Source organism: Nocardia sp. NPDC051756 (genome assembly GCF_040681495.1).
Lineage (GTDB): Bacteria > Actinomycetota > Actinomycetes > Mycobacteriales > Mycobacteriaceae > Nocardia.
On the sequence record NZ_JBFAYV010000013.1, the window covers coordinates 90,924 to 113,423 of the forward strand.

Annotated in this window: 25 protein-coding genes; 10 read left to right on the forward strand and 15 right to left on the reverse strand. The window is 68.6% G+C overall.

Annotation, left to right across the window (positions count from 1 at the left end):
* Positions 1 to 73: 73 nt before the first annotated feature.
* Entirely contained in the window at positions 74 to 934 is an 861-nt protein-coding gene (locus AB0M22_RS40060; RefSeq protein ID WP_364738081.1) for a hypothetical protein, read from the reverse strand.
* Between the two features lie 181 nt (positions 935 to 1,115).
* Here AB0M22_RS40060 and AB0M22_RS40065 point away from each other — a divergent pair, with 181 nt between their 5' ends.
* Both AB0M22_RS40065 and AB0M22_RS40070 read left to right on the forward strand, forming a co-directional pair.
* The gene (locus tag AB0M22_RS40065; protein WP_364738082.1) at positions 1,116 to 1,511 is read left to right on the forward strand and encodes a PPOX class F420-dependent oxidoreductase; all 396 of its coding nucleotides are present in this window, start codon (positions 1,116 to 1,118) and stop codon (positions 1,509 to 1,511) included.
* A gap of 58 nt (positions 1,512 to 1,569) precedes the next feature.
* On the forward strand, positions 1,570 to 3,396 hold the full coding sequence (locus AB0M22_RS40070; protein ID WP_364738083.1) for a hypothetical protein: 1,827 nt from the start codon (positions 1,570 to 1,572) through the stop codon (positions 3,394 to 3,396).
* Positions 3,397 to 3,472: 76 nt separating this feature from the next.
* On the opposite strand, the gene AB0M22_RS40075 is transcribed toward AB0M22_RS40070, so the two are convergent.
* The 4 genes from AB0M22_RS40075 to sdhC are packed head-to-tail and all read right to left on the reverse strand — an operon-like array spanning position 3,473 to position 6,856.
* Positions 3,473 to 4,243, reverse strand: a complete 771-nt coding sequence (locus tag AB0M22_RS40075; protein WP_364738085.1) for a succinate dehydrogenase iron-sulfur subunit — start codon at positions 4,241 to 4,243, stop codon at positions 3,473 to 3,475.
* Positions 4,243 to 6,009 (reverse strand): succinate dehydrogenase flavoprotein subunit, encoded by a 1,767-nt coding sequence (gene sdhA / locus AB0M22_RS40080; RefSeq protein ID WP_364738087.1) that lies wholly within the window; start codon positions 6,007 to 6,009, stop codon positions 4,243 to 4,245. The genes AB0M22_RS40075 and sdhA overlap by 1 nt, the downstream gene beginning before the upstream one ends.
* A 15-nt stretch (positions 6,010 to 6,024) precedes the next feature.
* Entirely contained in the window at positions 6,025 to 6,456 is a 432-nt protein-coding gene (locus AB0M22_RS40085; protein WP_364738089.1) for a succinate dehydrogenase hydrophobic membrane anchor subunit, read from the reverse strand.
* Position 6,457: 1 nt separating this feature from the next.
* The gene (gene sdhC / locus AB0M22_RS40090) at positions 6,458 to 6,856 is read right to left on the reverse strand and encodes a succinate dehydrogenase, cytochrome b556 subunit (protein ID WP_364738092.1); all 399 of its coding nucleotides are present in this window, start codon (positions 6,854 to 6,856) and stop codon (positions 6,458 to 6,460) included.
* Between the two features lie 277 nt (positions 6,857 to 7,133).
* On the opposite strand from sdhC, the gene AB0M22_RS40095 reads away from it, so the two are divergent.
* A complete protein-coding gene (locus tag AB0M22_RS40095) occupies positions 7,134 to 7,535 on the forward strand; it encodes a cytidine deaminase (RefSeq protein WP_150404277.1) in 402 nt (133 codons plus the stop codon).
* An 8-nt stretch (positions 7,536 to 7,543) separates the two neighbouring features.
* On the opposite strand, the gene AB0M22_RS40100 is transcribed toward AB0M22_RS40095, so the two are convergent.
* A complete protein-coding gene (locus AB0M22_RS40100; protein WP_364738094.1) occupies positions 7,544 to 7,813 on the reverse strand; it encodes a hypothetical protein in 270 nt (89 codons plus the stop codon).
* 99 nt (positions 7,814 to 7,912) lie between these two features.
* On the opposite strand from AB0M22_RS40100, the gene AB0M22_RS40105 reads away from it, so the two are divergent.
* From AB0M22_RS40105 to AB0M22_RS40115, 3 genes are all read left to right on the forward strand, one after another.
* Complete coding sequence (locus AB0M22_RS40105; protein WP_364738095.1) at positions 7,913 to 9,202, forward strand: thymidine phosphorylase; 1,290 nt, start codon at positions 7,913 to 7,915, stop codon at positions 9,200 to 9,202.
* 342 nt (positions 9,203 to 9,544) lie between these two features.
* Positions 9,545 to 10,642: an adenosine deaminase gene (locus AB0M22_RS40110; RefSeq protein ID WP_364738098.1), complete on the forward strand. Its 1,098-nt coding sequence runs from the start codon at positions 9,545 to 9,547 to the stop codon at positions 10,640 to 10,642.
* Positions 10,643 to 10,694: 52 nt separating this feature from the next.
* Positions 10,695 to 11,351, forward strand: a complete 657-nt coding sequence (locus AB0M22_RS40115) for a hypothetical protein (protein ID WP_364738101.1) — start codon at positions 10,695 to 10,697, stop codon at positions 11,349 to 11,351.
* Here the strand turns inward: AB0M22_RS40115 and AB0M22_RS40120 are convergent, their stop codons facing one another.
* The 5 genes from AB0M22_RS40120 to AB0M22_RS40140 form a co-directional block, all read right to left on the reverse strand.
* Entirely contained in the window at positions 11,352 to 12,599 is a 1,248-nt protein-coding gene (locus AB0M22_RS40120) for a primosomal protein (RefSeq protein ID WP_364738104.1), read from the reverse strand. It lies immediately after the preceding gene.
* A 26-nt stretch (positions 12,600 to 12,625) separates the two neighbouring features.
* Complete coding sequence (locus AB0M22_RS40125; protein WP_150404300.1) at positions 12,626 to 12,973, reverse strand: YbaB/EbfC family nucleoid-associated protein; 348 nt, start codon at positions 12,971 to 12,973, stop codon at positions 12,626 to 12,628.
* Positions 12,970 to 13,320 carry a hypothetical protein gene (locus tag AB0M22_RS40130; RefSeq protein WP_364738107.1) on the reverse strand — a complete coding sequence of 117 codons (351 nt, stop codon included), beginning with the start codon at positions 13,318 to 13,320 and terminating at the stop codon, positions 12,970 to 12,972. The genes AB0M22_RS40125 and AB0M22_RS40130 overlap by 4 nt, the downstream gene beginning before the upstream one ends.
* Before the next feature lie 73 nt (positions 13,321 to 13,393).
* Positions 13,394 to 14,527 carry a C40 family peptidase gene (locus AB0M22_RS40135; RefSeq protein ID WP_364738110.1) on the reverse strand — a complete coding sequence of 378 codons (1,134 nt, stop codon included), beginning with the start codon at positions 14,525 to 14,527 and terminating at the stop codon, positions 13,394 to 13,396.
* Between the two features lie 4 nt (positions 14,528 to 14,531).
* Positions 14,532 to 14,855: a type VII secretion target gene (locus AB0M22_RS40140; RefSeq protein ID WP_364738113.1), complete on the reverse strand. Its 324-nt coding sequence runs from the start codon at positions 14,853 to 14,855 to the stop codon at positions 14,532 to 14,534.
* 147 nt (positions 14,856 to 15,002) lie between these two features.
* On the opposite strand from AB0M22_RS40140, the gene upp reads away from it, so the two are divergent.
* A complete protein-coding gene (upp, locus tag AB0M22_RS40145; RefSeq protein WP_364738115.1) occupies positions 15,003 to 15,626 on the forward strand; it encodes a uracil phosphoribosyltransferase in 624 nt (207 codons plus the stop codon).
* A 31-nt stretch (positions 15,627 to 15,657) separates the two neighbouring features.
* Here upp and AB0M22_RS40150 read toward each other — a convergent pair whose 3' ends face one another.
* From AB0M22_RS40150 to AB0M22_RS40160, 3 genes are read right to left on the reverse strand one after another with little or no spacing between them, the layout of a single operon-like run.
* Positions 15,658 to 15,882: a hypothetical protein gene (locus tag AB0M22_RS40150; RefSeq protein WP_364738117.1), complete on the reverse strand. Its 225-nt coding sequence runs from the start codon at positions 15,880 to 15,882 to the stop codon at positions 15,658 to 15,660.
* A 21-nt stretch (positions 15,883 to 15,903) separates the two neighbouring features.
* A complete protein-coding gene (locus AB0M22_RS40155; protein WP_364738119.1) occupies positions 15,904 to 17,400 on the reverse strand; it encodes a phospho-sugar mutase in 1,497 nt (498 codons plus the stop codon).
* Positions 17,401 to 18,180, reverse strand: a complete 780-nt coding sequence (locus AB0M22_RS40160) for a purine-nucleoside phosphorylase (RefSeq protein ID WP_150404307.1) — start codon at positions 18,178 to 18,180, stop codon at positions 17,401 to 17,403.
* Between the two features lie 232 nt (positions 18,181 to 18,412).
* On the opposite strand from AB0M22_RS40160, the gene AB0M22_RS40165 reads away from it, so the two are divergent.
* From AB0M22_RS40165 to AB0M22_RS40175, 3 genes are all read left to right on the forward strand, one after another.
* Positions 18,413 to 19,117, forward strand: a complete 705-nt coding sequence (locus AB0M22_RS40165) for an enoyl-CoA hydratase-related protein (protein WP_364738121.1) — start codon at positions 18,413 to 18,415, stop codon at positions 19,115 to 19,117.
* A gap of 173 nt (positions 19,118 to 19,290) precedes the next feature.
* Positions 19,291 to 20,544 (forward strand): M20 family metallopeptidase, encoded by a 1,254-nt coding sequence (locus tag AB0M22_RS40170; protein ID WP_364738257.1) that lies wholly within the window; start codon positions 19,291 to 19,293, stop codon positions 20,542 to 20,544.
* Between the two features lie 107 nt (positions 20,545 to 20,651).
* A complete protein-coding gene (locus tag AB0M22_RS40175; RefSeq protein WP_364738124.1) occupies positions 20,652 to 21,800 on the forward strand; it encodes a M20 family metallopeptidase in 1,149 nt (382 codons plus the stop codon).
* Between the two features lie 78 nt (positions 21,801 to 21,878).
* Here AB0M22_RS40175 and AB0M22_RS40180 read toward each other — a convergent pair whose 3' ends face one another.
* The gene (locus AB0M22_RS40180) at positions 21,879 to 22,352 is read right to left on the reverse strand and encodes a gamma-glutamylcyclotransferase (RefSeq protein WP_150404309.1); all 474 of its coding nucleotides are present in this window, start codon (positions 22,350 to 22,352) and stop codon (positions 21,879 to 21,881) included.
* Between the last annotated feature and the right edge of the window lie 148 nt (positions 22,353 to 22,500).

The following is a 22,500-nucleotide window of genomic DNA, read 5'->3' on the forward strand; positions in this document are numbered from 1 at the left end:
ACCGGGGTCGCCATGCGGTGTCCTTCGCGGTGGACGCGCACCGCCTCGAAGTGAGCCGGATTCGTGTCATTGATCAGCGGGTCGGTGGTCCCAGCTTCAGCGGGTGGTACCCGGGATCGGCCGACTCACTGTTCGTGCCTTTGCCCTTCGTGGTGCTGTTCTCGGTGCTGGTGCTGTCTGCCTTGGCGGTACCGGCGCGAGTGGTTTCCTCGCCAGCGACCGGTGACGCCGCGCTCAGTGATGCCATTCCCGCACTGCCGGTTGCTATTCCGGCGGCGACCCCGGCACCGAGCGCGACACCGAAGGGGACCGCGGCGACGCTGCCCGAGCCGAGCATCGCGCTGCCGGTGCCGGCCATCGCGGCGAAGGGGGCGGCGGCCGCACCCGCGCCGGCGAGGCTCGCGCTGCCGGTACCCGCGGCGGCGCTACCCGCACCGAGCATCGCCAATGGTGTGCCGAGGCCGCCGGTGGCGACGCTGCCCGAGGCTCCGGCCGCGGCGCTACCGGTGCCGAGGAACGCGGCACCCGCACCCAGGACCACGCCGAGCGGCGCGAGTGCGGCGCTGCCGGTTCCGGCCGCCGCGCTGCCGCTACCGAGGAACGCCGCCCAGGGCGCGGCGGCGACGCTGCCGGTGCCCAGCAGTGCGCTGCCGGTGCCGATCAGTCCGGCCAGGCCGAGGCCGAAGGCCGCGCCGCTCATGCCGAGCGGGCCCGCGGTATCGACGAGGCCCGGGTAGAGCAACGTGTTGAGCACGGTGCGGTGCGGACCGGCCTGACCGCGGGCGTTCGTGGCGACGACGGCCGAGGTCACCTGTGCCGTCGCGCAATTGTGGTGTGGCGCGGCGCTGGTCGGCGCCGATGCCGTCGCGGCCGCGGCGATCAGTGCGGGGCAGGTCAGCACGGTCGCGGCGAGGGCCGTTCGGAACACGTACATGGGGTTAGCGCCTTCCTCTCGAGCCACGCGCGACGGGTTGTCGTGGCGCGGCCGACGATGTGTGCGGCAACCGGGAGAGCACGTCCAAGATCAACTTACCGGCAACGCTCCGGTATTGATGGCAATTGGCTATCGCTAATCTGTCGGCCGGTTTTCCGGCGTGCCCACTACTGTCCACCGCATGGGAATCACGCTCAGCCAAGCCACCATCGCCCTGCTCGACGCCAAGAACTACGCGGTGCTCGCCACGATCAACGCCGACGGCAGCCCGCAGACCTCCGCGATGTGGGTACTCAGGGACGGTGACGACCTGCTGTTCTCCACCCTGGAAGGCCGGCTCAAGCACCGGAACATGGTGCGCGACCCGCGCGTCAGCGTGACCGTGATCGACTCCGCCGACGGCGAGAGCTACGTCGAGTTGCGTGGCAAGGCGACGATCGTCCACGATGTCGATCTCGAGGTGGGCCACCGACTGTCGTGGAAGTACGACGGCAAGGATCACGCCCTGCCCGCCGAAGGCCAGGTTCGGGTCGCGGTTCGGGTCGAAGTGGAGAAGGCGACCGGGTACGCGGCCTGACCGTTCGGGTGCGGCGTCGCACCTGGGCGTAGCGGGGTCGCCACTAGGGTGGCTCGGCATGGACACCGCTGCGATCGCACCGTCGACGGCCGTGCCTACTCTGCGGCCGGATGCGGTCTCCGTCCGACGCCGGCTCGGCTTGTCGCCGGTTGTCGTCGCGGCGGCCTGCTTGATCATGCTGCAACTGGCGCTGCGCGGCTGGGTGGCGGGCAGCGGATATTTCTATTGGGACGATCTGATCCTGGTCGGCCGCGCCGGCAGATATCCGCTGTTCTCCGCGGATCTGCTGTTGCACGATCACGACGGGCATTTCATGCCGCTCGCCTTCGCCATCGCCTGGGTGACGACGAAAACGGCGCCGCTGGTCTGGGCGGTGCCCGCGGTCTCGTTGCTGGTGGGGCAGCTCGCGGTGTCGTTTTCGGTGCTGCGCATGTTGCGCGTGCTGCTCGGCGACCGGTGGGCGCTGCTCATTCCGCTGACATTCTTTCTGTTCTCGCCGGTGACGTTGCCGGCGTTCGCCTGGTGGTCGGCCGCGTTGAACGCGCTGCCCTTGCAATTCGCGCTCGCCTGGGTGATCGGTGACGCGCTGCTTCTGGTGCGCACCGGACGGCAGCGGTATGTGCTGTCCGGGACGGTCATGCTCGCGGTGGCGCTGTTGTTCTTCGAGAAATCGGTGATCATCCCGTTCGTCGCGTTCGCCGTCGCGGTGCTTGCGCACTATGTCGACGGGCGGGAATCCGCCGTTCGTGTGGTGGCGCGGCGTGGTGTGCGGTTGTGGGTGGGGTCGGGGCTGGTGCTGCTCTGCTGGCTGGCGGCGTATCTCGCGGTGGTCGGTTTCGCCGGCGTGCACAACAATCCGCAGGGCATGCGGGACTGGCTGCCCAACGCGACCTCGCTCGGTGTGGTGCCCGCGCTGGCCGGTGGGCCGTGGCGGTGGGAGCGATGGTTGCCTGCCGCGCCGTGGGCCGACCCGCCCGGCGCGGCGGTGGTCGTCGCCTGGATTCTGCTGATTTCCGTTGTGGCACTGTCGATTTACGCGCGGCGGCGAGTGTGGCCGGTCTGGGTGCTCGCGGTCGCCTACGTGCTGGTAATGCAGCTGCCGGTGGCGCTGGTGCGCGGCGGTCCGAATACCGCGGCCGAACTCATGCAGTCGCTGCGCTACTTCGCCGACCTCGGCGTGACGTTGTCCGTGGTGGGTGCGTTGATCCTGCGGGCGAGCCCACGAAAGACGAGTCCGCTGTTCGGTCGTCGTGCGGCGATACCGGTGCTGGCGCTGTTCGTCGTGAGCAGCCTGTGCTCCACGTACACCTTCGTCCGCTCCTGGAGCCCGAGCCCGACCAAAACCTATCTCGCGAACGTGAAACCGGCCCTCGCGCATTGGGACGGCGCGCCACTACTGGAGCAGGAGGTCCCCTGGGACGTCCTGAACCCCCTGGCCTACCCGCAAAACCTGACCCCCCAGGTGCTCGCCCCGATCGCGCCACCGGGCACCTTCGCCGACTCGACCCCGCACCTGCGCATGATCACCGACACCGGCGCCATCGTCGAAGCCCAGGTCTGGTGGAACCGCCGCATCCTCCCCGGCCCAGACCTCAACTGCGGCTACCGAATCCAAGCTCGCGACCCACTCCTGATCCCCCTCGACGGCCCCATGCTCGACCACGAATGGACCGCCCAACTCAACTACCTGGCCAGCACCGACGGCCACCTGTCCGTCGCCATGGAACACGGCAAATCCGTCATCGTCCCCGTCCACAAGGGCCTCGCCACAGTCTTCGTCCGCATAGTAGGCAGCGGCTCCACCCTCCGAATCGCCTCCCGCACACCAGAACTCACCCTCTGCCTAGGCGCCGGCCCAGTCGGCGTAGCCTCCTACGACAACTAGCGCGGCGCGATACCCCGCGAACGGCGAAGGCCGCCTGCATCTTTCGATGGAGGCGGCCTTCGGTGGGCCGGGGAGGTCAGCGGGCGAAGAGCAGGGCGCGCTTGACTTCTTGGATGGCCTTGGTGACTTCGATGCCGCGGGGGCAGGCGTCGGTGCAGTTGAAGGTGGTGCGGCAGCGCCAGACGCCCTCGACGTCGTTGAGGATGTCGAGACGCTCGCGGGCGCCTTCGTCGCGGCTGTCGAAGATGAAGCGGTGCGCGTTCACGATCGCGGCCGGGCCGAAGTAGCTGCCGTCGCTCCAGTACACGGGGCAGGAGGTGGTGCAGCAGGCGCACAGGATGCACTTGGTGGTGTCGTCGAAGCGGGCCCGGTCGGCCTGGCTCTGGATGCGCTCGCGGGTCGGCTCGTTACCCGAGGTCATCAGGTAGGGCTTCACCGCGCGGAACGCGTCGAAGAACGGCTCCATGTTCACCACGAGGTCCTTCTCCACGGGCAGGCCGCGGATCGGCTCGACGGTGATCGTGAGGGACTTGTCGCCCTTGGGCAGCATGTCCTTCATCAGCACCTTGCAGGCCAGCCGGTTCACCCCGTTGATCCGCATGGCGTCGGAACCACACACCCCGTGCGCACAGGAGCGCCGGAAGGTGAGCGTGCCGTCCAGGTAGGACTTGATGTAGATGAGCACGTTGAGGAAACGGTCCGTGGTCAGGACCGGCACCTGGAACGACTCCCAGTGCGCGCCCTTGTCGTCCTCCGGGTTGAACCGGGCGACCTTGACCGTGACCATGACCGAGCCCTCGGGGATCGGCGCCGGCTTGGCCGGGGGTGTCTCGAGTACAGCAGTCATCAGTACTTACGCTCCATCGGCTCGTAACGGGTCTGCACCACCGGCTTGAAGTCGAGGCGGATATCCGAGATGAGATCCGGGCTCTCCTTGTAGGCCATCGTGTGCCGCATGAAGTTCACGTCGTCGCGGTCCGGGTAGTCCTCGCGGGCGTGGCCGCCGCGCGATTCCTTGCGGTTGAGCGCCCCGACGACGGTGACCTCGGCCAGCTCGAGCAGGAAGCCGAGCTCGACGGCCTCGAGCAGGTCGCTGTTGTAGCGCTTGCCCTTGTCCTGCACCGTGATCCGGCTGTAGCGCTCCTTGAGCACGTGGATATCGGTGAGGGCTTGCTTCAGGGTGTCCTCGGTGCGGAACACGGCGGCATTCATGTCCATCGTGTACTGCAGCTCGGTGCGGATGTCGGCGACTCGCTCGTTGCCGTGGTCGGACAGGATCAGCGCCAGCCAGTCCTGCACCATCCGCGCCGGGTTCTCCGGCATCTCCACGAACTCGGTGCGGTGCGCGTACTCGGCGGCGGCGATGCCGGCGCGGCGGCCGAACACGTTGATGTCCAGTAGCGAGTTGGTGCCGAGGCGGTTGGAGCCGTGCACCGAGACGCACGCGCATTCGCCGGCCGCGTAGAGACCGGGCACCACGTCGGTGTTGTTGCGCAGCACCTCGCCGCGAATTTTGGTGGGGATGCCGCCCATCACGTAGTGACAGGTCGGCATGACCGGGACCAGCTCGGTCACCGGGTCGACACCGAGGTAGGTGCGGGCGAATTCGGTGATGTCGGGCAGCTTCTCCTCGAGCACGTCCGCGCCGAGGTGGGTCACGTCGATGTAGACGTAGTCCTTGTTCGGCCCGGCGCCGCGGCCCTCCAGCACCTCGAGCACCATCGAGCGGGCGACGATGTCCCGCGGCGCGAGGTCCTTGATGGTCGGCGCGTAACGCTCCATGAACCGCTCGCCGCTGGCGTTGCGCAGGATGCCGCCCTCACCGCGGACGGCCTCCGAGATCAGGATGCCGAGCCCGGCCAGGCCTGTCGGATGGAACTGGTGGAACTCCATGTCCTCCAGCGGCAGACCCTTGCGGAACACGATCGCCATGCCGTCGCCGGTCAGCGTGTGCGCGTTCGAGGTGGTCTTGTACATCCGGCCCGAGCCACCGGTGGCGAACACGATCGACTTCGCGTGGAAGACGTGGATGTCGCCGGTGGCCAGCTCATAGGCGACCACGCCGGTCGCGACCTGGCCGCGGTCGGTCTCGGTCATCACCAGGTCGAGCACGTAGAACTCGTTGTAGAACTCCACGTCGTGCTTGACGCAGTTCTGGTACAGCGTCTGCAGGATCATGTGACCGGTGCGGTCGGCGGCGTAACACGCGCGGCGCACCGGCGCCTTGCCGTGGTCGCGGGTGTGCCCGCCGAAGCGGCGCTGGTCGATCTTGCCCTCGGGCGTCCGGTTGAACGGCAGGCCCATCTTCTCCAGGTCCATCACCGCGTCGATGGCCTCCTTGGCCATGATCTCCGCGGCATCCTGGTCGACCAGGTAGTCGCCACCCTTGACGGTGTCGAAGGTGTGCCATTCCCAGTTGTCTTCTTCGACGTTCGCCAGCGCGGCGCACATGCCACCCTGCGCCGCGCCGGTGTGGCTGCGGGTCGGGTACAGCTTGGTCAGCACGGCGGTACGCGCCCGGGGCCCGGCCTCGATCGCCGCGCGCATGCCGGCGCCACCGGCGCCGACGATCACGACATCGTAGCGATGCTCCTGAATCCGCGAGTCACTCATCGAGTTGACCTGTTCCTAACTGATGTTGGGGTCGAAGGTGAAAATGACGTAGGTGCCGACGGCCAGGATCAGGATCATCGAGATGGCCAGCAGCGTGTTCAGCCAGAACCGGGTCGAGTCCTTGCGGGAGTAGTCCGCGATGACCGTGCGCAGGCCGTTGCCGCCGTGCAGCTGAGCCAGCCAGAGCATGCTCAGGTCCCACAGCTGCCAGAACGGGCTGGCCCAGCGGCCGGCCACGAAGCCGAAGTTGAGCCGCTTCACGCCGCCGTCGAGCAGCAGCATGATCGACATGTGGCCGAGGACCAGCACGATCAGCAGCAGGCCGGAGGCGCGCATGAACAGCCACGCGTACTTCTCGAAGTTGCTGTTCGCGCGCAGGCGCGGCGAGCGCGGGTTGTCCAGGCTCGCGGGCCGGTCGTAGGACTTACCGAGGACAGGTGCGGTCATCTCAGTGCTCCGTGAACAGGTAGAAGAACTGGCGCCCGATCGCGGGAACGGCCAGCAGGAACCAGATCGCGAGAATGATCCAGAGCATCAGGCGCTGGTACTTCGGGCCCTTGGCCCAGAAGTCGACCAGGATGACCCGGACGCCGTTGAGCGCGTGGAAAAGCACGCAGACGACCAGGCCCATTTCCATCAGCGCGACGATGGGGCTCTTGTAGGTCTCGATCGCCCGGTTGTAGGTGTCCGGGCTGACCCGGACCAGTGCGGTGTCCAAGACGTGCACGAAGAGGAAGAAGAAAATGGTGACACCGGTGATCCGGTGCAGCGCCCAGGACCACATCCCGGGGTCGCCTCGGTACAGCGTCTTCCGCTTCGGCTGGGCCGGAGCTTCTATCGTGGTCATAGAGTGCGGTGCCTCCAACGTCGTTGATGGACCCGGTTCATTGATCCGAGGCCGGCTGCGTTGGGCGCAAATGCCCAGGTGGCTGCGCTGCGGCCCGCTGCCGGGAACCTGAACCGATCTGTTCTGGACTCTAATCCTCTAGGTTTGCCGGAACTAATTCGGCGTGCCGTGCGTTGCGCTACAGTCTGGCGGGTTAGGTTTACCTTTCTTGATACGTGAAGGGTTCCTTCGAGGGTCCCGCGCGGCCAGTTTCGGCTTGTTCCAGAAGAGGTTCCCGATGTCGCAAATCGACTGGAAATCCCTGCACGACAACGCGATTCAAGTTATGCGCAATGCCTATGCGCCGTACTCGCGGTTTCCGGTCGGCGCGGCAGCTCTCAGCGCCGACGGCCGAATTGTGCGCGGGTGCAATGTGGAAAATGTCTCATACGGTTTGGGCCTGTGCGCCGAATGTGTACTCGTCGGTAACTTGCATTCGGATGGTGGCGGACGCTTGGTGGCCATCTCGGTCACCGATTCCCGCGGCGAAATCCTGATGCCCTGCGGACGCTGCCGCCAACTCCTCTATGAACACGGCGGGCCCGACCTGCTGGTCGATCACAAGGACGGACCCGTCCCGCTGAGTGCCTTGCTGCCGGACGCCTTCGGCCCGGATGACCTAGGCGCCGGACAGATCTGACCGAACGCTCACAGCCCCGCTTCGAGCGCCGCGTCGATCTCGGCCTCGGTGGCGCGGGCCGCCGGCGGGAACTCGATCGGCGCGATCCCCAGCCGTTCCATGATCAGCGTGAAAGCGCGACTCGCGCTGTCGGTCCAGTCGATCAGCCGACCGGTCTCGATCCGGCCGCGGGCATCGCCACACGTGAGCTTGTACAGCGACTCGCTGTGCGTGTCCTCGATGTCGGTGACCCGCGTTTCGAGTCTGGTGACGCGGCGGTCGATGTGGATGGATGTCATTGCTGCCCCCTAGCCCCTCGAACGATTGATGTGGAGAGGCTATCGGACCCTACCGACAAGAACCGGACTCGATGGCGATCTCGTGCCAGACTGGCGAATGTGACGGCACTGGACGCGGTTTCGATCATCACGACCAAGCGGGACGGCGGCGAGCTGTCGGACGCGCAGATCGACTGGGTGGTAGATGGATTCACCCGGGGGGCGGTGGCCGACGAGCAGATGTCGGCGCTGGCGATGGCGATCGTGTGGCGCGGGATGACGCGGCGGGAGACGGCGCGGTGGACCGGCGCGATGATCGCCTCGGGTAGCCGGCTGGACTTCACCGATCTGCCCCGACCGACCGTGGACAAGCACTCGACCGGCGGGGTGGGGGACAAGATCACGCTGCCGTTGGCGCCCTTGGTCGCCGCGTGCGGTGCCGCGGTGCCGCAGCTGTCCGGGCGCGGACTCGGGCACACCGGCGGCACGCTGGACAAGCTCGAGGCCATTCCCGGCTGGCAGGCGGATGTTTCGGTGCCGCGGATGCGGGAGATCCTCGCCGACCCCGCGATCGGCGCGGTGGTGTGCGCGGCGGGCGCCGATCTCGCGCCGGCCGACAAGCGGCTCTACGCGCTGCGCGACGTCACCGGCACCGTCGAATCCATCCCGCTGATCGCCAGCTCGATCATGAGCAAGAAGATCGCCGAGGGCACCGCGGCGCTGCTGCTCGATGTGAAGGTCGGCGCGGGCGCGTTCCTGAAGACCCTCGACGGCGCCCGCGAATTGGCCACGGCCATGGTCGAATTGGGCACCGACGCCGGGGTGCGCACGGTCGCGCTGCTGACCGCGATGGACACCCCGCTCGGCCGCACCGCGGGCAACGCGCTGGAGGTCGCCGAGTCGGTCGAGGTGCTGGCCGGCGGCGGACCCGCGGACATCGTGGAGCTGACGGTCACGCTGGCCCGCGAGATGGTCGCCCTGGCCGGGCTCGACATCGATCCGGCCGACGTGCTCGCCGACGGCCGGGCGATGGACCAGTGGCGCGCGATGATCCATGCGCAGGGCGGCGACCCGGACGCGCCGCTGCCGGTCGCGCAGCACACCGAGATCGTGCGGGCCGAGCGCGACGGCGTGCTGACCCACCTCGACGCGATGGGCGTCGGCATCGCGGCCTGGCGTCTCGGCGCGGGCCGGGCCAGACAGGGCGATCCGGTCCAGGCCGGCGCCGGCATCGAAATGCACGCCAAGCCAGGCGATTCCGTCACCGCGGGGCAGCCGCTGCTCACCTTGCACACCGACACCCCGGACGCGTTCGCCGGTGCCCAGGCGGCACTCGTCGATGCGTTCGCGATCGGCGATGCCACCGAAAAGCCCGCCACCCCACTGGTACTCGGACGCATCGAAGCCTGACCTCCGGCCGACCGAATGCCGCGCACGAATGTGCTTGGGGCACATCGAATCGCCAGTTGACCCGTACCCGGGAGACCGTGCCGCACGTGAGGTCGAACAGCTCGTGAGTTCTGTGCTGCGCGAGACCGGGTCCGCGTACGAATCAGCGCGGGCGAGCAGAATTGTGTGCCGATCGGCACGGCGATTTCGCGGTGTGCGGCAGCGCACAGAACCGTCGTAGGCGCGGGTCAGCGGGGTGCCCGAAGGTCCAGCTGTGGGCCGGGACAGGGCGACTCGGCAACGAGATGGTTGCCACTTCCGCAGTCGGGTGCCGTTCGAGCTCGGTGCGGCTACCGTCGTTACATGACTGGACCGACCGCATTGACCCTTGCCTCGATCCGACAGGCGCCAAAAGCGCTGCTGCACGACCACCTCGACGGTGGTCTACGGCCCGCGACGGTGCTGGAGCTGGCCGCCGAGTGCGGCTACGAGGACCTACCCGCCAACGACGAAGCGGCACTGGCCGCCTGGTTCCGGGACGCGGCCGACAGTGGATCGCTGGAACTGTATTTGGAGACCTTCGCGCACACCGTGGCCGTCATGCAGACGCCGGAGGGCCTGCGCCGGGTCGCCCGCGAATGCGCGGAGGACCTGTCCCTGGACGGCGTGGTGTACGCCGAGGTGCGCTTCGCCCCGGAACAGCATCTCGAACGCGGACTCACCCTCGACGAAGTGGTCGAGCACACCCTGGAAGGTTTCCGCGAGGGTGAGGCCGCGGCCGCCGCGGCGGGCCGCCCGATCGTGGTCACCTGCCTGCTCACCGCCATGCGGCACGCGGCCCGCTCCCGCGAGATCGCCGAGCTGACCGTGCGCTTCCGCGATCGCGGCGTCGGCGGCTTCGACATCGCCGGCGCGGAGGCCGGCTACCCGCCCAGCCGACACCTGGACGCGTTCGAATACATGCGCGCCAACAGCGCGCACTTCACCATTCACGCGGGCGAGGCGTTCGGCCTGCCGTCGATCCACGAGGCGCTGGCCTTCTGCGGCTGCGACCGGCTCGGGCACGGCGTGCGGATCACCGACGACATCAGTGTGCCCGGCGCGATCGAGGACGCGCGCCTCGGGCTGGTCGCGAACTACGTGCGGGACATGCGAATTCCGCTCGAGCTCTGTCCGTCGTCGAATGTGCAGACCGGCGCGGTGCCGTCGCTGGACAAGCATCCGTTCGACCTGCTGGCCCGGCTGCGCTTCCGGGTCACGGTGAACACCGACAACCGGCTGATGAGCGATACCAGCATGAGCCAGGAGATGCTCAAGCTGGCCGACACGTTCGGCTACGGCTGGAGCGATCTGGAGCGCTTCACCATCAACGCGATGAAGTCCGCGTTCATCCCGTTCCCGGAGCGGCTGCGCATCATCGACAACATCATCAAGCCCGGGTACGCGGTCCTGCTCGGATAACCCAGGGGCGGGCCGAAAGGGCCGGCGGGCGGATTCGCTAGCGTGGCTGACTATGGCGACATTGCAGATCCCCAGTCGGTTCAACGGCCCGCCCAACTCGGGTAACGGCGGCTACGTCGGCGGTCTGCTCGCCGAGCAGCACGGGGACGCCGCCGTGACGGTGATCCTGCGCAGCCCGCCGCCGCTGGATACTCCGCTGGAGGTTCGGGCAGGCAGCCTCTACGACGGCGACACCTTGGTCGCGGAGTCTCGCACCGGCGAATTCGACCGGGGCGCACCGCAATCCGTGCCGTTCCCGACCGCGTCCGCGGCGGCGAGTTCCTACCAGAGCAACGAGATGTTCGCGTCCTGCTTCGTCTGCGGCACCGGCCGCACCGACGGGCTGCGCATCGAGGCGGGCGCGGTCGGCGACGGCCGGGTGGCCGCACCGTGGGTCCCCGACGACTCGCTTCCGCTCGGCCCCGCCGTCCTCTGGGCCGCGATGGACTGCCCCGGCGGCTGGTCGCTGCCCGACATGTTCGACCGGCCCGCCCTGCTCGGCTCGATGACCGCCGCCGTGCACGACCTGCCCGAGGTCGGCGAGCAGTGCGTGGTCATCGGCGAGAACCACGGCGAACAAGGGCGCAAGGCGTTCTCGTCCACCGCCGTCTACGGCGCCGACGACCGTCTGCTCGGCCGGGCCGAGCAGATCTGGATCCGGCTGAAGTAACTACTGCTGGTTGAGCCGGGCCTCGAAGTTGCGCTCCAGGTCCCGCCAGGACTGCGCCTCCGCGGTGAACGGCGGGTTCGGGGCCATCCGGCTCGGGTCCGGGTTGAGCAGGTACGAGACGTACCAGCCGAGCGGATTCGATTGGGCCAGTGCCTGTTCCACGGTGTCGTCGCCGGCGTAGTCGGACGCGTCGGTGAACAGTTCGACCGCCAGGTCGAGCTGCTCGATGTCGACCGCCTCCGGGCCCTCGGCCAGATCGTCGGCGAGACCGGGCAGCACGTAGACGTTCTCGTCGGTGACCTCGACCTCGAGCGAACCGTCCACCGCGGCGGTCTGCACGTCGGCGAAGGTGCTCACCCGGGACAGATCGTGTTCGTGGTCGTCGGCCAGGTACCTGGCCAGCGCGCGCTCCGAGGTGAACACCGTGATGGTGTTGTCGGTGCCGAGGAAGATCGGCTCGTCATCGAGGTAGCAGCGCAGCGTGAAGTAGGTGCCGTCCGAGGCGATGATCTTGACCGGGTCGATGCCGACCTCGTGCCAGAACGAATCGTCCTCTTCCTCGTCCTCGTCGTCCGCGTCGAGGTCGACGGGCTCGAACTCGTCCTCCTCGTTGTCCGCGGCGTCGTCGGCGTCGACCACGTTCTCCTCGGCGGCCAGCAGCTCCGCCTCGGCGACGGCGACGGCTTCCGCGTCGACCTCGGGGGTGTGCACGACGGAGTCGATGGCGTCGAGGACATCGTCCCAGCCCTTGGCGATGGCCGCGCCGATCTGGTCCCAGAGTTCCTCGCCGTCGCGCCCGATGAACGCGTTGATCCCGCCGGGCAGCGCGCCGAGCACCGGATGCGACCCGAAGAACTTGGTCACCGTCTCCAGCTCGCACACCTCGCCGATGTTGCGCACCATGCCGAGGGTGTCTTCCAGCTCGGCAATGGCGTCCACCTCGGGCTCACCCGCGGCCAGCTCCGGCACCGCGACCAGATCGAAGGAGAAGTTCTCCTCCGGCTCCAGTTCCACCGCCGACAGCCCGGCGACGACCTTCCATGCCGGATGCTCGACGAGGTCGTTGTCGGAGTTGGTCCGGATGAACGCGGCCAGCTCAGCAACGGTCTCGAAACCATAGAGGGAGTCCTCGTGTCCGAGGAACGCCTCCCACTCGTCGTCACCGTCTCGCCAGCGCGGTGCCCACAGGGTGACGAGATCGCCGTCGGTCAGGCCGAGCTCGATCGGGACGATGTCTCCAGAAGCCATGAGCGGAAGCCTATCGACCTTCCGCGTCAGGCACTATCCGGCCCGCCCCCAATGGTTCCTTTGGCGTCGTCCGCCCCGGGAACGAATGACTCGTTCAGTGTCGCAACGACCTTCGAGCGCTGGTTGCCCGCGTCCTCCGCGGCCTGCCTGCACGCCCAGACGATCAGCTGTCCGACCTCGGCCGGGGCCAGCGAGGTGACCGTCTCCGCGAGGCTCAGCGCGACCAGTGCGCCGTCGCTGTCCACCTCGACGGTGACCGAGCCGTCCTCGGTGGTGTGGCGCCCACGCACCTGCTTGAGGCCGTACAGCGCGGCCTCGAGTGCCTCCAGCTTCTGCGTCGCGTTCGCGACGAGAGCGTCCATCTCCGCACTCATACCGGCCTCATCCAGGTCGTCGGTCCCGTGTCCGCGTCATCGATCCGGTCCAGCTCGTCCACCGCGGCCTGGCGGGTGGGCAGGCCGAGCCGGTCCAGGATGTCGGCGGGCATGCCCGCCTCGGCCAGCAGCTCGCGCCGGCGCGCCTTCGCGGCGACGGTGGAGCGCTTGGTCAGCCGCAGGATCTCGTTCGCGAGACCCTGTGCGCCGTACCGATATTCGCTGCGCTCGAACTTGATTTCCACCGGCATGCCCTGATCCGTGGCGCGCACCGAGATGGTGCCCGACCGGTTCGTGCTGCCCGCGACCGTGACGTTGGGAACCGTCGGTTGCTGCGGGTTAGTCATGACTGCGCCTCGCTAGCGCTCGGCTCCGTCATGACAAGCGTCGCTGTGTTGTTGATTCGCTCGCTGCGCTCGCTCATGTTGTCGGCCTGTAGAAGCCGTGGAAGCCCATCCCTGAGTTCTCCGTTCGAATCGAGCTGATCTGGACCGGATCACCGGCTTCGACGAATTGTCCGTTGCCGATCACCATGGCGACATGGCCGTCCCAGATGGCCAGATCGCCGGGCATGAGGTCGCCGGGGGAGACCGAGGTGCCGGTGGCCTGATCGGAGGCCAGCCGGGGCAGGTCGACGCCCGCCTCGCCGTACGCGTATTTGGTCAGGCCGCTGCAATCCAGGCCGGCGCCGGGCGTATTGCCGCCCCACACGTATGGAGTGCCGACCGCGCTGATCGCCGAGCGGACCGCGGTGGCCGCCTTCTCGTTGGGCGCCTCCACCGTGCTGCCGTCGGGCAGGGTGATCTTCACGCCCTTGCCGTCGCTCGGCATGCCGGAGGAACCGGTGTCGATCTTCGGGGTGCTCGGCGAGCTCGGGGTGCCGGAGGTGGATTTCGTCGCGGTCGAGGTGGTCGACGGGATCGCCGACATCGCGGTGCTCATCAGGCTGCTGGCCATCGAACCGGCGCCGCTGAGCGCGCTGGTCGCGGTGGAGGTCAGCTGCTGCACACCGGCGGTGGTGGTGGCGGGGGTGCCGGCCAGCGAGGTGGTGGGCGGCGCCGGGGTGAGATCGGTCATCGAGGCGGTGTGCGTGCCGAGTTCGTTCTGCACCCGGCCGACCACGTTGAGCGCCTGGCCGAGGTGGTCGATCGCGGAACCGACGATCATCGTCAGCCCGGCCGGCGTGGCCAGTGCGGGGCCCGCGCTCGCCGCGGTGTTCACGAACGACTGGGCGATGCCGGCCAGGTCCTTCTGGCCCGATTCGACCTCGGCCGCGGCCTGGTTCACCACGGTAGCCATGTCGTTGCCGCGGTCGGAGATGGTGGCCGCGGAGGTCTGCACCCGCAGCGCCTTCGCGGTCGCGGCGTCGGCGGCCTGGCCGTCCCACGCGGTGTTCATGCTGTTGATGCCGTCGCGACCCAGCTGATGGATCTGGTCGACGGCGGTCGAGGTGCTGCGCAGCGCGTCGGAGGGACCGCCGGTCGGCAGCACGCCCGAGCCGAAGCTCTCGAGCAGGTCGAAGATCGGCTGGGCCAGCGCGGTCAGATCGATCACCGGCTCACCCGTCCAATTCGGTGGCCACGCTCTGCAGCGATCCGGCGTGGTTCAGGTCGGTCTCGGTGAGCACCGTGGCCGCGCCGGTGGTGGCGACGCCCATGCTGGTCAGCACCGCCGACAGCTGGCCGATCGAGGCGACGTGCCCCGCGTGCGCGGCAGCGTAGGCGGCCATGAAATCACCGCCGATCAACCCCATGATCGGACCGAGCAGCGCCGGTTCAGCCGCGACCGCGCTGGCCCCGGCCGTAGCCATTTCCCCGGCCATCACATGGGCGGTCGCGCCATAGGCTGCGATGCCCTCGGTGTCCGCCGACATCTTCCGCATCAGAGCTTCCCCCATCTGTTGTTCCCAGGCAGAGTACGTCATTCACTTGGTTCGACGCGCCCTCTTCCCGTTCGGTTCCCACCGATGCGAAAAAACTTTCGGGTGGAGCCTCGGCGGTGGGTCCACCGGTCACTTTATCGTTCCCTCATGCGTACTCACACCGTGGACCATCCGCTCGCCGCCGCCCTGTTGACCACGATGCGAGACGAGCGAACCGACAATTCCGCCTTCCGCTCGGCCCTGCGCGATCTCACCCGGATCCTCATCTACGAAGCGCTGCGCGACGCACCCGTCCAGCACTTCGAGATCACCACCCCGGTGCAGACGACCGAGGGCACCCGGCTGGCACAGCCGCCGCTGCTGGTGCCGGTGCTGCGGGCCGGCCTCGGCATGCTCGACGTGGCCGCCGAGCTGATCCCCGACGCCCGGATCGGCTTCGTCGGCATCGCCCGCGACGAGGAGACCCATCAGCCGGTCCCGTACATGGAATCGCTGCCCGCCGACCTGGCCGGCCTGCCCGTCTACGTGCTCGACCCGATGCTGGCCACCGGCGGCTCGATGCTGCACACCCTCGAACTCCTGATCGCCCGCGGCGCCACCGACATCACCGCGGTCTGCGTCGTGGCGGCACCGGAAGGTGTTGCCGCACTGGCTGATTCGGGACATCCGGTGAACCTCGTCACCGCCGCCGTCGACGCGGGCCTGAACGAGAACGCCTACATCGTCCCCGGCCTCGGCGACGCGGGCGACCGCCAATTCGGCCCGCGCTAGGCGGCGACGCGACCGGCTCCCGCCGGGGCTCTCACCCGTCCTTCGAGCGGGTGAACAGCTCCAGGTGGGAGCATTCCGCGCAGCGGTAGGCGTCGACCAGCCAGTGGGTGCGGCCGGTTCGTTTCGCGCCCCAGAAGCCGATTTCCAGCGGACCCTCGACCCAGCGGGCATGGCCGCGTGAACTGTCGCCGGAGTCCTCGATATAGCCGGGCAACAAGCCCTCGCTGCCGCAGTGGGTACAGTGCATCGCCGTCATCATCTGATGATGCCTGGCTGTTCAGAGCCCCTGGCAGTATTCGCGCAATGCGGAAAGGTGTTGTCCCGCAGTTGTCCTGGCGGCGGGCAGCCCGGCGGCGGACTCGACCGGGGTCAGCACCTCAAGATAGCACTTGAGTTTGGGCTCGGTGCCGGACGGGCGGACCACGATGCGCGAGGTGGCGCCCTCGAAAATCAGTGCGTCGGTGCGCATGCGGCCGCGCACCTGGAGCAGGTCGCTGTACTTGACCGCCTCGCCGGCGATCGCGTCCGGCGGGTTCGCGCGCAGCCGGGCCACCACGTCCGCGGCGGCCGCCGCCGAATCCAGCCGCAGCGACACCTGATCGGTGCTGTGCAGGCCGAACTCGATCGCGTAATCGTCGAGCTGGTCGGTGAGGGTGCGGCCCGCCGACTTCAGCCGGGCGACCAGGTCGGCGGTCAGCACGGTGGCCGAGATGCCGTCCTTGTCCCGGACGGTGGCCGGGTCGACGCAGTGCCCGATCGCCTCCTCGTAGGCGTAGACCAGGCCGTCACCGGCGCGGGCCAGCCATTTGAAGCCGGTGAGCGTCTCCGCGTATCGGGCGCCGCGGGCGGGGGCGAGCTTGGACAGCAGCCGCGAGGACACGATCGTGGTGGCCACCAGCGCGTCCGGCGGTGCGGTGCGCAGCACGCAGTCGCCGAGCAGCACGCCGGTCTCGTCGCCGCGCAACATTCGCCAGGAGTTGTCCGGCAACGGAATTCCGACGGCGCAGCGGTCGGCGTCCGGGTCGACCGCGATGGCCACGTCCGCGCCGATTCGAGTGGCGAGCGCCAGCAGCAGATCGGTCGCGCCGGGCTCCTCCGGGTTCGGGAACGCGACGGTGGGGAAGTCGGGGTCGGGTTCGAACTGCTCCTCGACCACGTGCACGTCGGTGAATCCGGCCGCGGCCAGCGCCTTCACGACCAGGTCGCCGCCGACGCCGTGCAGCGGGGTCAGGGCGATCCGGATCGCGGAGCGCGCACCCTCGCCGCCGATCACCGAGGGCAACGACGACACCCGGTTCAGATAGCGCTGCACCACGTCGTCGCCGGCCGGGTCGACCGGAGTGCGGGCGACGGGCTCGGTGACCGCGTCGATGCAGCGCTCGATCTCGGTGTCGGCCGGCGCCAGCAGTTGCGAGCCGCCGTCGAGATAGACCTTGTAGCCGTTGTCGGTGGCCGGATTGTGCGACGCGGTGATCTGCACGCCCGCCACCGCGCCCAGTTCCCGAACCGCGTACGCGACCACCGGCGTGGGCAGCGGACGCGGCAGCAACGTCACCGGAAAGCCCGCCGCGGCAAAGATTTCCGCGGTCGCGGTGGCGAATTCGGCGGACCCGTGCCTGGCGTCGCGGCCGACGATCACCGCCCCGCCGCCTAGGCACCGCCCGCGCAGCCATTCGACCAGGCCGGCGGTGGCCTTGGTCACCGTCGTCACGTTCATGCCGTCCGGACCGTCCTGCAACGGTCCACGCAGACCGGCGGTGCCGAAGCGCAGCATCTACACCCGTTCCAGCACGCCGCGCAGCAGTTTGCCCAATCGCGGTGCGGCGGCGTGCCCTTCGGCGAGCACCTCGGCGTGCGAGAGATGCCCGCCGGTGACGCCCGCGGCCAGGTTGGTGACCAGCGAGATGCCCAGCACCCGTGCGCCGAGCGCGCGACAGGCGATGGCCTCCAGCACCGTGGACATGCCGACCAGGTCGGCGCCCATGGTGCGCAGCATCCGGATCTCGGCCGGGGTCTCGTACTGCGGCCCGGTCAGGCCCGCGTACACGCCCTCGGTCAGGCTGGGATCGATTTCCTTTGCCAGGGAACGTAATTCGGGATCCCAGGCGTCGACCAGGTCGACGAAGGTGGCGCCGGTCAGCGGGGTGCGCCCGGTAAGGTTCAGGTGATCGTTGATCAGCACCGGCTCGCCGACCCGCAGGCCCTCGCGGATGCCGCCGGCGGCATTGGTGAGCAGCACGATCTCGGCGCCCGCCGCGATGGCCGCGGCGACCGGGTGCACCACATCGGCGGGCTGGTAGCCCTCGTACAGATGTTGACGACCCATGAGCAGCAGCGCGGGCGTGTCGCCGACGGTGACCGAGTGGACCATGCCGCCGTGTCCCTGCGCGCTCGGCGTGCCGAACCCGGGCAGCTCCGGCATCGGCACCGACGCGACCGGCGTGCCGATCTCCGCGGCCGCCTCCTGCCAGCCCGAGCCGAGCACCACCGCAACCCGGTGACGCGGCACTCCAGTACGTTCGGCGATCGCCTCGGCGGCCTGTTCGGCAAGCATGTAGATCACTGTATTGGATTGCGCCGCCGGGGGCCCCGCGTGTTCGCGACCCGCGTCGCCGGCTGTAGCCAGGTCCGAGCGGTCGGCGAATGAGCCGCGAACAGCCTTCGAGCGCGTCGTGCGCGGTGGTTGCGGTCCGCGGACGCGGCGGCCGAACCGGAGGTAGGCACCCTGTGCGCAAGATTGCTACCCGCGAGTAGGGGTGCGGCCGGGCGCCGGATATTCTGCACGCATGCCGTATCTGGAACGTGATGGGGATGTGTTCGTCGTCTACCTCGGAAGCGAGGGACAGACGGACAGCGAGAACCGCTTCCACCCGGACTGGATCGACGAGTTCCACGGCCTGCTGGACAAGGTCGAGGACTCCGACGGCCCGGCCGCGCTGGTCACCGTGGCGACCGGCAAGTTCTACAGCAACGGCCTCGACACCGACTGGCTGTTCGGCAACCTGGACAAGTCGCACGGCTACCTCGACCGCGTGCACTCGCTCTACACCCGGTTGCTGCAGTTCCCGATGCCGACCGTCGCCGCGATGAACGGCCACGCCTTCGGCGCGGGCGCCATGCTGGCCACCGCGCACGACTTCCGGGTGATGCGCGCCGACCGCGGCTTCTACTGCCTGCCCGAGGTGCACCTCGGCATGCCGTTCACCGTCGGGATGAACGCCCTGCTCACCGAGCGGCTGAGCAACCAGGTCTGCGTGCAGGCGATGACCACCGGCCACCGCTACCCGGCCGACGAGGCGATCGCCGCGGGCATCGTCGACGGCAAGGCCGACGCGGAGTCGTTGCTGGCGACCGCGGTGGCCAAGGCCGCGGCATTGGCGAGCAACCGCAAGCCGAACCTGCCGGTGATCAAGCGCGCCCTGCACGCCAAGGCGCTGGCCGGTCTCGCGGTGCAGACCACCCCGGAAAACCTCGCCTTCGCCACGGGCTAGCCGGACGGCCGTTCGGTCGGTTCCGCACCCCGGAAACCGGCGCCGCGTGATCCGCTGGACGGATATGCGCTGCGCCCGGTTTGCGGCCGAGTGCAACACTGTGTGCCATGCCACCACCGCGCAGCGGGCACCAGGAATCGCGCATCGACGATGACGTCGCGCGCGCCGATGCCATGCAGCAGTCGGACGCGGCGATCAAGGCCGCGCGCGACCAGCTGATCGATCTCTCGCACTCGATCCACGCCGAACCGGAGCTCGCGTTCGAAGAGACCAGGAGCGTCGCGAAGATCATCGCGCCGCTCGCCGAACGCGGCTTCGAGGTCGCCACCGGCGTGGCCGAATTACCGACCGCGTTTCGCGCGAGCTTCGGCAGCGGGCCGCTCACCGTCGGCATCTGCGCGGAGTACGACGCGCTGCCCGGCATGGGACATGCCTGCGGGCACAACATCATTGCCGCCTCGGCGGTCGGCGCGGCGCTCGGTCTGGCCGAGGTCGCCGACGCGCTCGGCCTGACCGTGCTGGTGCTGGGCACGCCCGCCGAGGAGAGCGGCGGCGGCAAGGTGCTGATGCTGGAGCGCGGCGTGTTCGACGACGTGGCGATGGCGATGATGGTGCACCCCGGTCCGTTCGACATCGTGGGCGCGCGCTCGCTGGCGATGGCCGACCTGTCCATCGTGTTCCACGGCCGGGAGGCACACGCCAGCGCCGCGCCGGAACTGGGCCGAAACGCCGGCGACGCCATCACCGTCACCCAGGTAGCTCTCGGATTGCTGCGTCAGCATCTCCAGCCTGGCCAGCAACTTCACGGTATAGTCGGCGATGGTGGCGTGGCCCCCAACATCGTGCCTGGACGTGCGGAACTGCTGTATTACCTACGCGCAGTCGACTCCGCATCTCTCGACAATCTGATGCGACGAGCGTCGGCGTGTTTCGAGGCGGGTGCCCTTGCGACCGGCTGCACCCAGGAAATCCGGACTGTCGCGCCGACATATACCGAGCTGACACCCGATCCGGAGTTACTGTTTGCCTACCGCGAGCAGATAACCGGTTTGGGACGAGTGCCGATCGCACCCGAGCTCGAGGCACAGCGGCCGCTCGGAAGCACGGACATGGGCAACGTCACCAACGTCATTCCGGGCATCCACCCGGTCATCGGCATTGATGCCGGTGGCGCGGTGACGCACCAGCCCGGCTTCGCCGCGGCGAGCGTCAACGCCTCGGCGGATCGTGCGGTTGTCGATGGTGCGCTCGCACTCGCGCGTACCGCGATCACCGCTGCCGGCGATGTAGAACACAGGGACAGGTTGTTGCAACGGCTCGTTCAACGACAGGAGGAAATTCAGGTGAGGGAGCGCAGCGAGCGAACCGGGGGCACAGTGCGCCCGGTGCGCACGGCGGAGCCGAGCGACAGCGAGGCGCAGGCGTGAGCACTACCGGCCGTTCGGCTGAGCGGGCGACGGGAATCGACGCCGGGGCATGCGCCCTGGCCGAAGACCCGGCGGACATCGTATTGCCGAACACCGTAGGAACAGGTTTGGGATCAGTAGAGGGCTGGCTGGCCGAGCACGCGTTAGACCTCGTGCAGTTTCGCCGACACATCCACGCCAACCCGGAACTGTCCCGCACCGAGTTCGCCACCACCGAATTCATCTCGTCCTGGCTGATCAAGGCCGGTTTAACGCCGCAGCCGCTGCCCGGTGGCACCGGTCTGATCTGCGACATCGGTCCGGAGGGCCCGCGGATCGGCCTGCGCGCCGACATGGACGCGCTGCCGTTGCAGGAATTCACCGGCCTGAGCTTCGCCTCTACTGTGCCCGGCGTCTCGCACGCCTGCGGACACGACGCGCACACCACGATCCTGCTCGGCACCGCGCTCGCGCTGGCCGAGGTGCCGGAACTGCCGGTCGGCGTGCGGCTGGTGTTCCAGCCCGCCGAGGAAGTCATGCCGGGCGGCGCGATCGACGTGGTCGCCACCGGTGCGATGGAGGGTGTGGAGCGGATCTTCGCGCTGCACTGCGATCCGCGCCTGGAGGTGGGCCGGGTCGGCATCCGGGTCGGCGCGATCACCTCGGCCGCCGACACCGTCGAGCTGGTGCTGGATTCGCCGGGCGGGCACACCTCGCGCCCGCATCTGACCAGCGATCTGGTCTACGCCATCGGCACCGTGATCACCGGCCTGCCCGGTCTGCTCAGCCGCCGCATCGATCCGCGCACCAGCACGGTCATGGTGTGGGGCGCGGTCAGTGCGGGCAAGGCGCCCAACGCGATTCCGCAGACCGGCATGCTCACCGGCACCGTCCGCACCGGCGATCACGCGACCTGGTCGCTGCTCGAGCCGATGGTCCGCGAGATCGTCGACGGCCTGCTCGCGCCCACCGGCGTGCGGTACCAGCTGAACTACCGTCGTGGCGTGCCGCCGGTGGTCAACGACGAACAGTCCACCCGGATGTTCGAGGACGCGATCCGCAAGATCGGCCCGGACGCGCTGGCCGACACCATGCAATCCGGTGGCGGCGAAGACTTCTCGTGGTACCTGGAGGAGGTGCCCGGTGCGATGGCGCGCCTGGGCGTCTGGTCCGGGCACGGCGAGCAGCTCGATCTGCACCAGCCCACCTTCGACCTGGACGAGCGGGCGCTCGCGGTGGGCGTGCGGGTGCTGACGAACATCGTGCTCAACGCTTAGCGCGCTTGCGCGAGGCCGCGCTGATCTCGAAACCTGCGACGTGGTCGGCCCTTTCGGGTCGGCCACGTCGTTCGTCGGTCAGCCGAAGTTGCCGGGGCCTACGTTGCGGCTGTTCCGGGTACGCAGCGAATGCACGTAATCCTCGGGCGCACCGGCCTTTTCGGCGGCGTCCGCGATTACCCCGATGTAGCGGGCCGAGGGCAGGCCGCCCTCGTACGCGTCGAGCACGTACAACCAGGACAGCGTGGGATCGGCGCCGCTCTCACTGCGGGTGACGCGCAGCCGGATCTTCTTGTGGATCCCGAAGTCCGAACCCTCCCAGCGATCCAGTCGCTGTTCGTCTTCCGGCGACACGTCGTAGAGGACGACGAAAACTCGGGAGCCGGGCTCCTCGACCACCGTCGCCAGCGGCCCCTCCCAGCCGATGTCGTCACCTGCGAAGGTGAGCCGCCAGCCCTCCAACCAGCCCGTTCCGGACATGGGCGAGTGCGGACAGCGCTCGAGCATCTGGGTTGAGTCCATGTTGGACCCATAGGCGGCGTAGATCGGCACCAGAGAAGGGTAGCCAATAACATCGAGGGATCGACTCTATCCCGGCCAGATGCGGTATTCCTGTGGCGCGTTCCGGGCGCGGCGACCGTGTGACCAGCGTCGCCCGATAACGTTGACAGGTACCGGAGATCCCGGTGCGCAACCAGAA

What these genes read in the sequence shown, in the direction of transcription:
- AB0M22_RS40060 (WP_364738081.1), bottom strand. Translation starts at nt 934, where the DNA reads ATGTACGTGTTCCGAACGGCCCTCGCCGCGACCGTGCTGACCTGCCCC.
- AB0M22_RS40065 (WP_364738082.1), top strand. Translation starts at nt 1,116, where the DNA reads ATGGGAATCACGCTCAGCCAAGCCACCATCGCCCTGCTCGACGCCAAG.
- AB0M22_RS40070 (WP_364738083.1), top strand. Translation starts at nt 1,570, where the DNA reads ATGGACACCGCTGCGATCGCACCGTCGACGGCCGTGCCTACTCTGCGG.
- AB0M22_RS40075 (WP_364738085.1), bottom strand. Translation starts at nt 4,243, where the DNA reads ATGACTGCTGTACTCGAGACACCCCCGGCCAAGCCGGCGCCGATCCCC.
- sdhA (WP_364738087.1), bottom strand. Translation starts at nt 6,009, where the DNA reads ATGAGTGACTCGCGGATTCAGGAGCATCGCTACGATGTCGTGATCGTC.
- AB0M22_RS40085 (WP_364738089.1), bottom strand. Translation starts at nt 6,456, where the DNA reads ATGACCGCACCTGTCCTCGGTAAGTCCTACGACCGGCCCGCGAGCCTG.
- sdhC (WP_364738092.1), bottom strand. Translation starts at nt 6,856, where the DNA reads ATGACCACGATAGAAGCTCCGGCCCAGCCGAAGCGGAAGACGCTGTAC.
- AB0M22_RS40095 (WP_150404277.1), top strand. Translation starts at nt 7,134, where the DNA reads ATGTCGCAAATCGACTGGAAATCCCTGCACGACAACGCGATTCAAGTT.
- AB0M22_RS40100 (WP_364738094.1), bottom strand. Translation starts at nt 7,813, where the DNA reads ATGACATCCATCCACATCGACCGCCGCGTCACCAGACTCGAAACGCGG.
- AB0M22_RS40110 (WP_364738098.1), top strand. Translation starts at nt 9,545, where the DNA reads ATGACTGGACCGACCGCATTGACCCTTGCCTCGATCCGACAGGCGCCA.
- AB0M22_RS40115 (WP_364738101.1), top strand. Translation starts at nt 10,695, where the DNA reads ATGGCGACATTGCAGATCCCCAGTCGGTTCAACGGCCCGCCCAACTCG.
- AB0M22_RS40120 (WP_364738104.1), bottom strand. Translation starts at nt 12,599, where the DNA reads ATGGCTTCTGGAGACATCGTCCCGATCGAGCTCGGCCTGACCGACGGC.
- AB0M22_RS40125 (WP_150404300.1), bottom strand. Translation starts at nt 12,973, where the DNA reads ATGAGTGCGGAGATGGACGCTCTCGTCGCGAACGCGACGCAGAAGCTG.
- AB0M22_RS40130 (WP_364738107.1), bottom strand. Translation starts at nt 13,320, where the DNA reads ATGACTAACCCGCAGCAACCGACGGTTCCCAACGTCACGGTCGCGGGC.
- AB0M22_RS40140 (WP_364738113.1), bottom strand. Translation starts at nt 14,855, where the DNA reads ATGCGGAAGATGTCGGCGGACACCGAGGGCATCGCAGCCTATGGCGCG.
- upp (WP_364738115.1), top strand. Translation starts at nt 15,003, where the DNA reads ATGCGTACTCACACCGTGGACCATCCGCTCGCCGCCGCCCTGTTGACC.
- AB0M22_RS40150 (WP_364738117.1), bottom strand. Translation starts at nt 15,882, where the DNA reads ATGACGGCGATGCACTGTACCCACTGCGGCAGCGAGGGCTTGTTGCCC.
- AB0M22_RS40155 (WP_364738119.1), bottom strand. Translation starts at nt 17,400, where the DNA reads ATGCTGCGCTTCGGCACCGCCGGTCTGCGTGGACCGTTGCAGGACGGT.
- AB0M22_RS40160 (WP_150404307.1), bottom strand. Translation starts at nt 18,180, where the DNA reads ATGCTTGCCGAACAGGCCGCCGAGGCGATCGCCGAACGTACTGGAGTG.
- AB0M22_RS40165 (WP_364738121.1), top strand. Translation starts at nt 18,413, where the DNA reads ATGCCGTATCTGGAACGTGATGGGGATGTGTTCGTCGTCTACCTCGGA.
- AB0M22_RS40170 (WP_364738257.1), top strand. Translation starts at nt 19,291, where the DNA reads ATGCAGCAGTCGGACGCGGCGATCAAGGCCGCGCGCGACCAGCTGATC.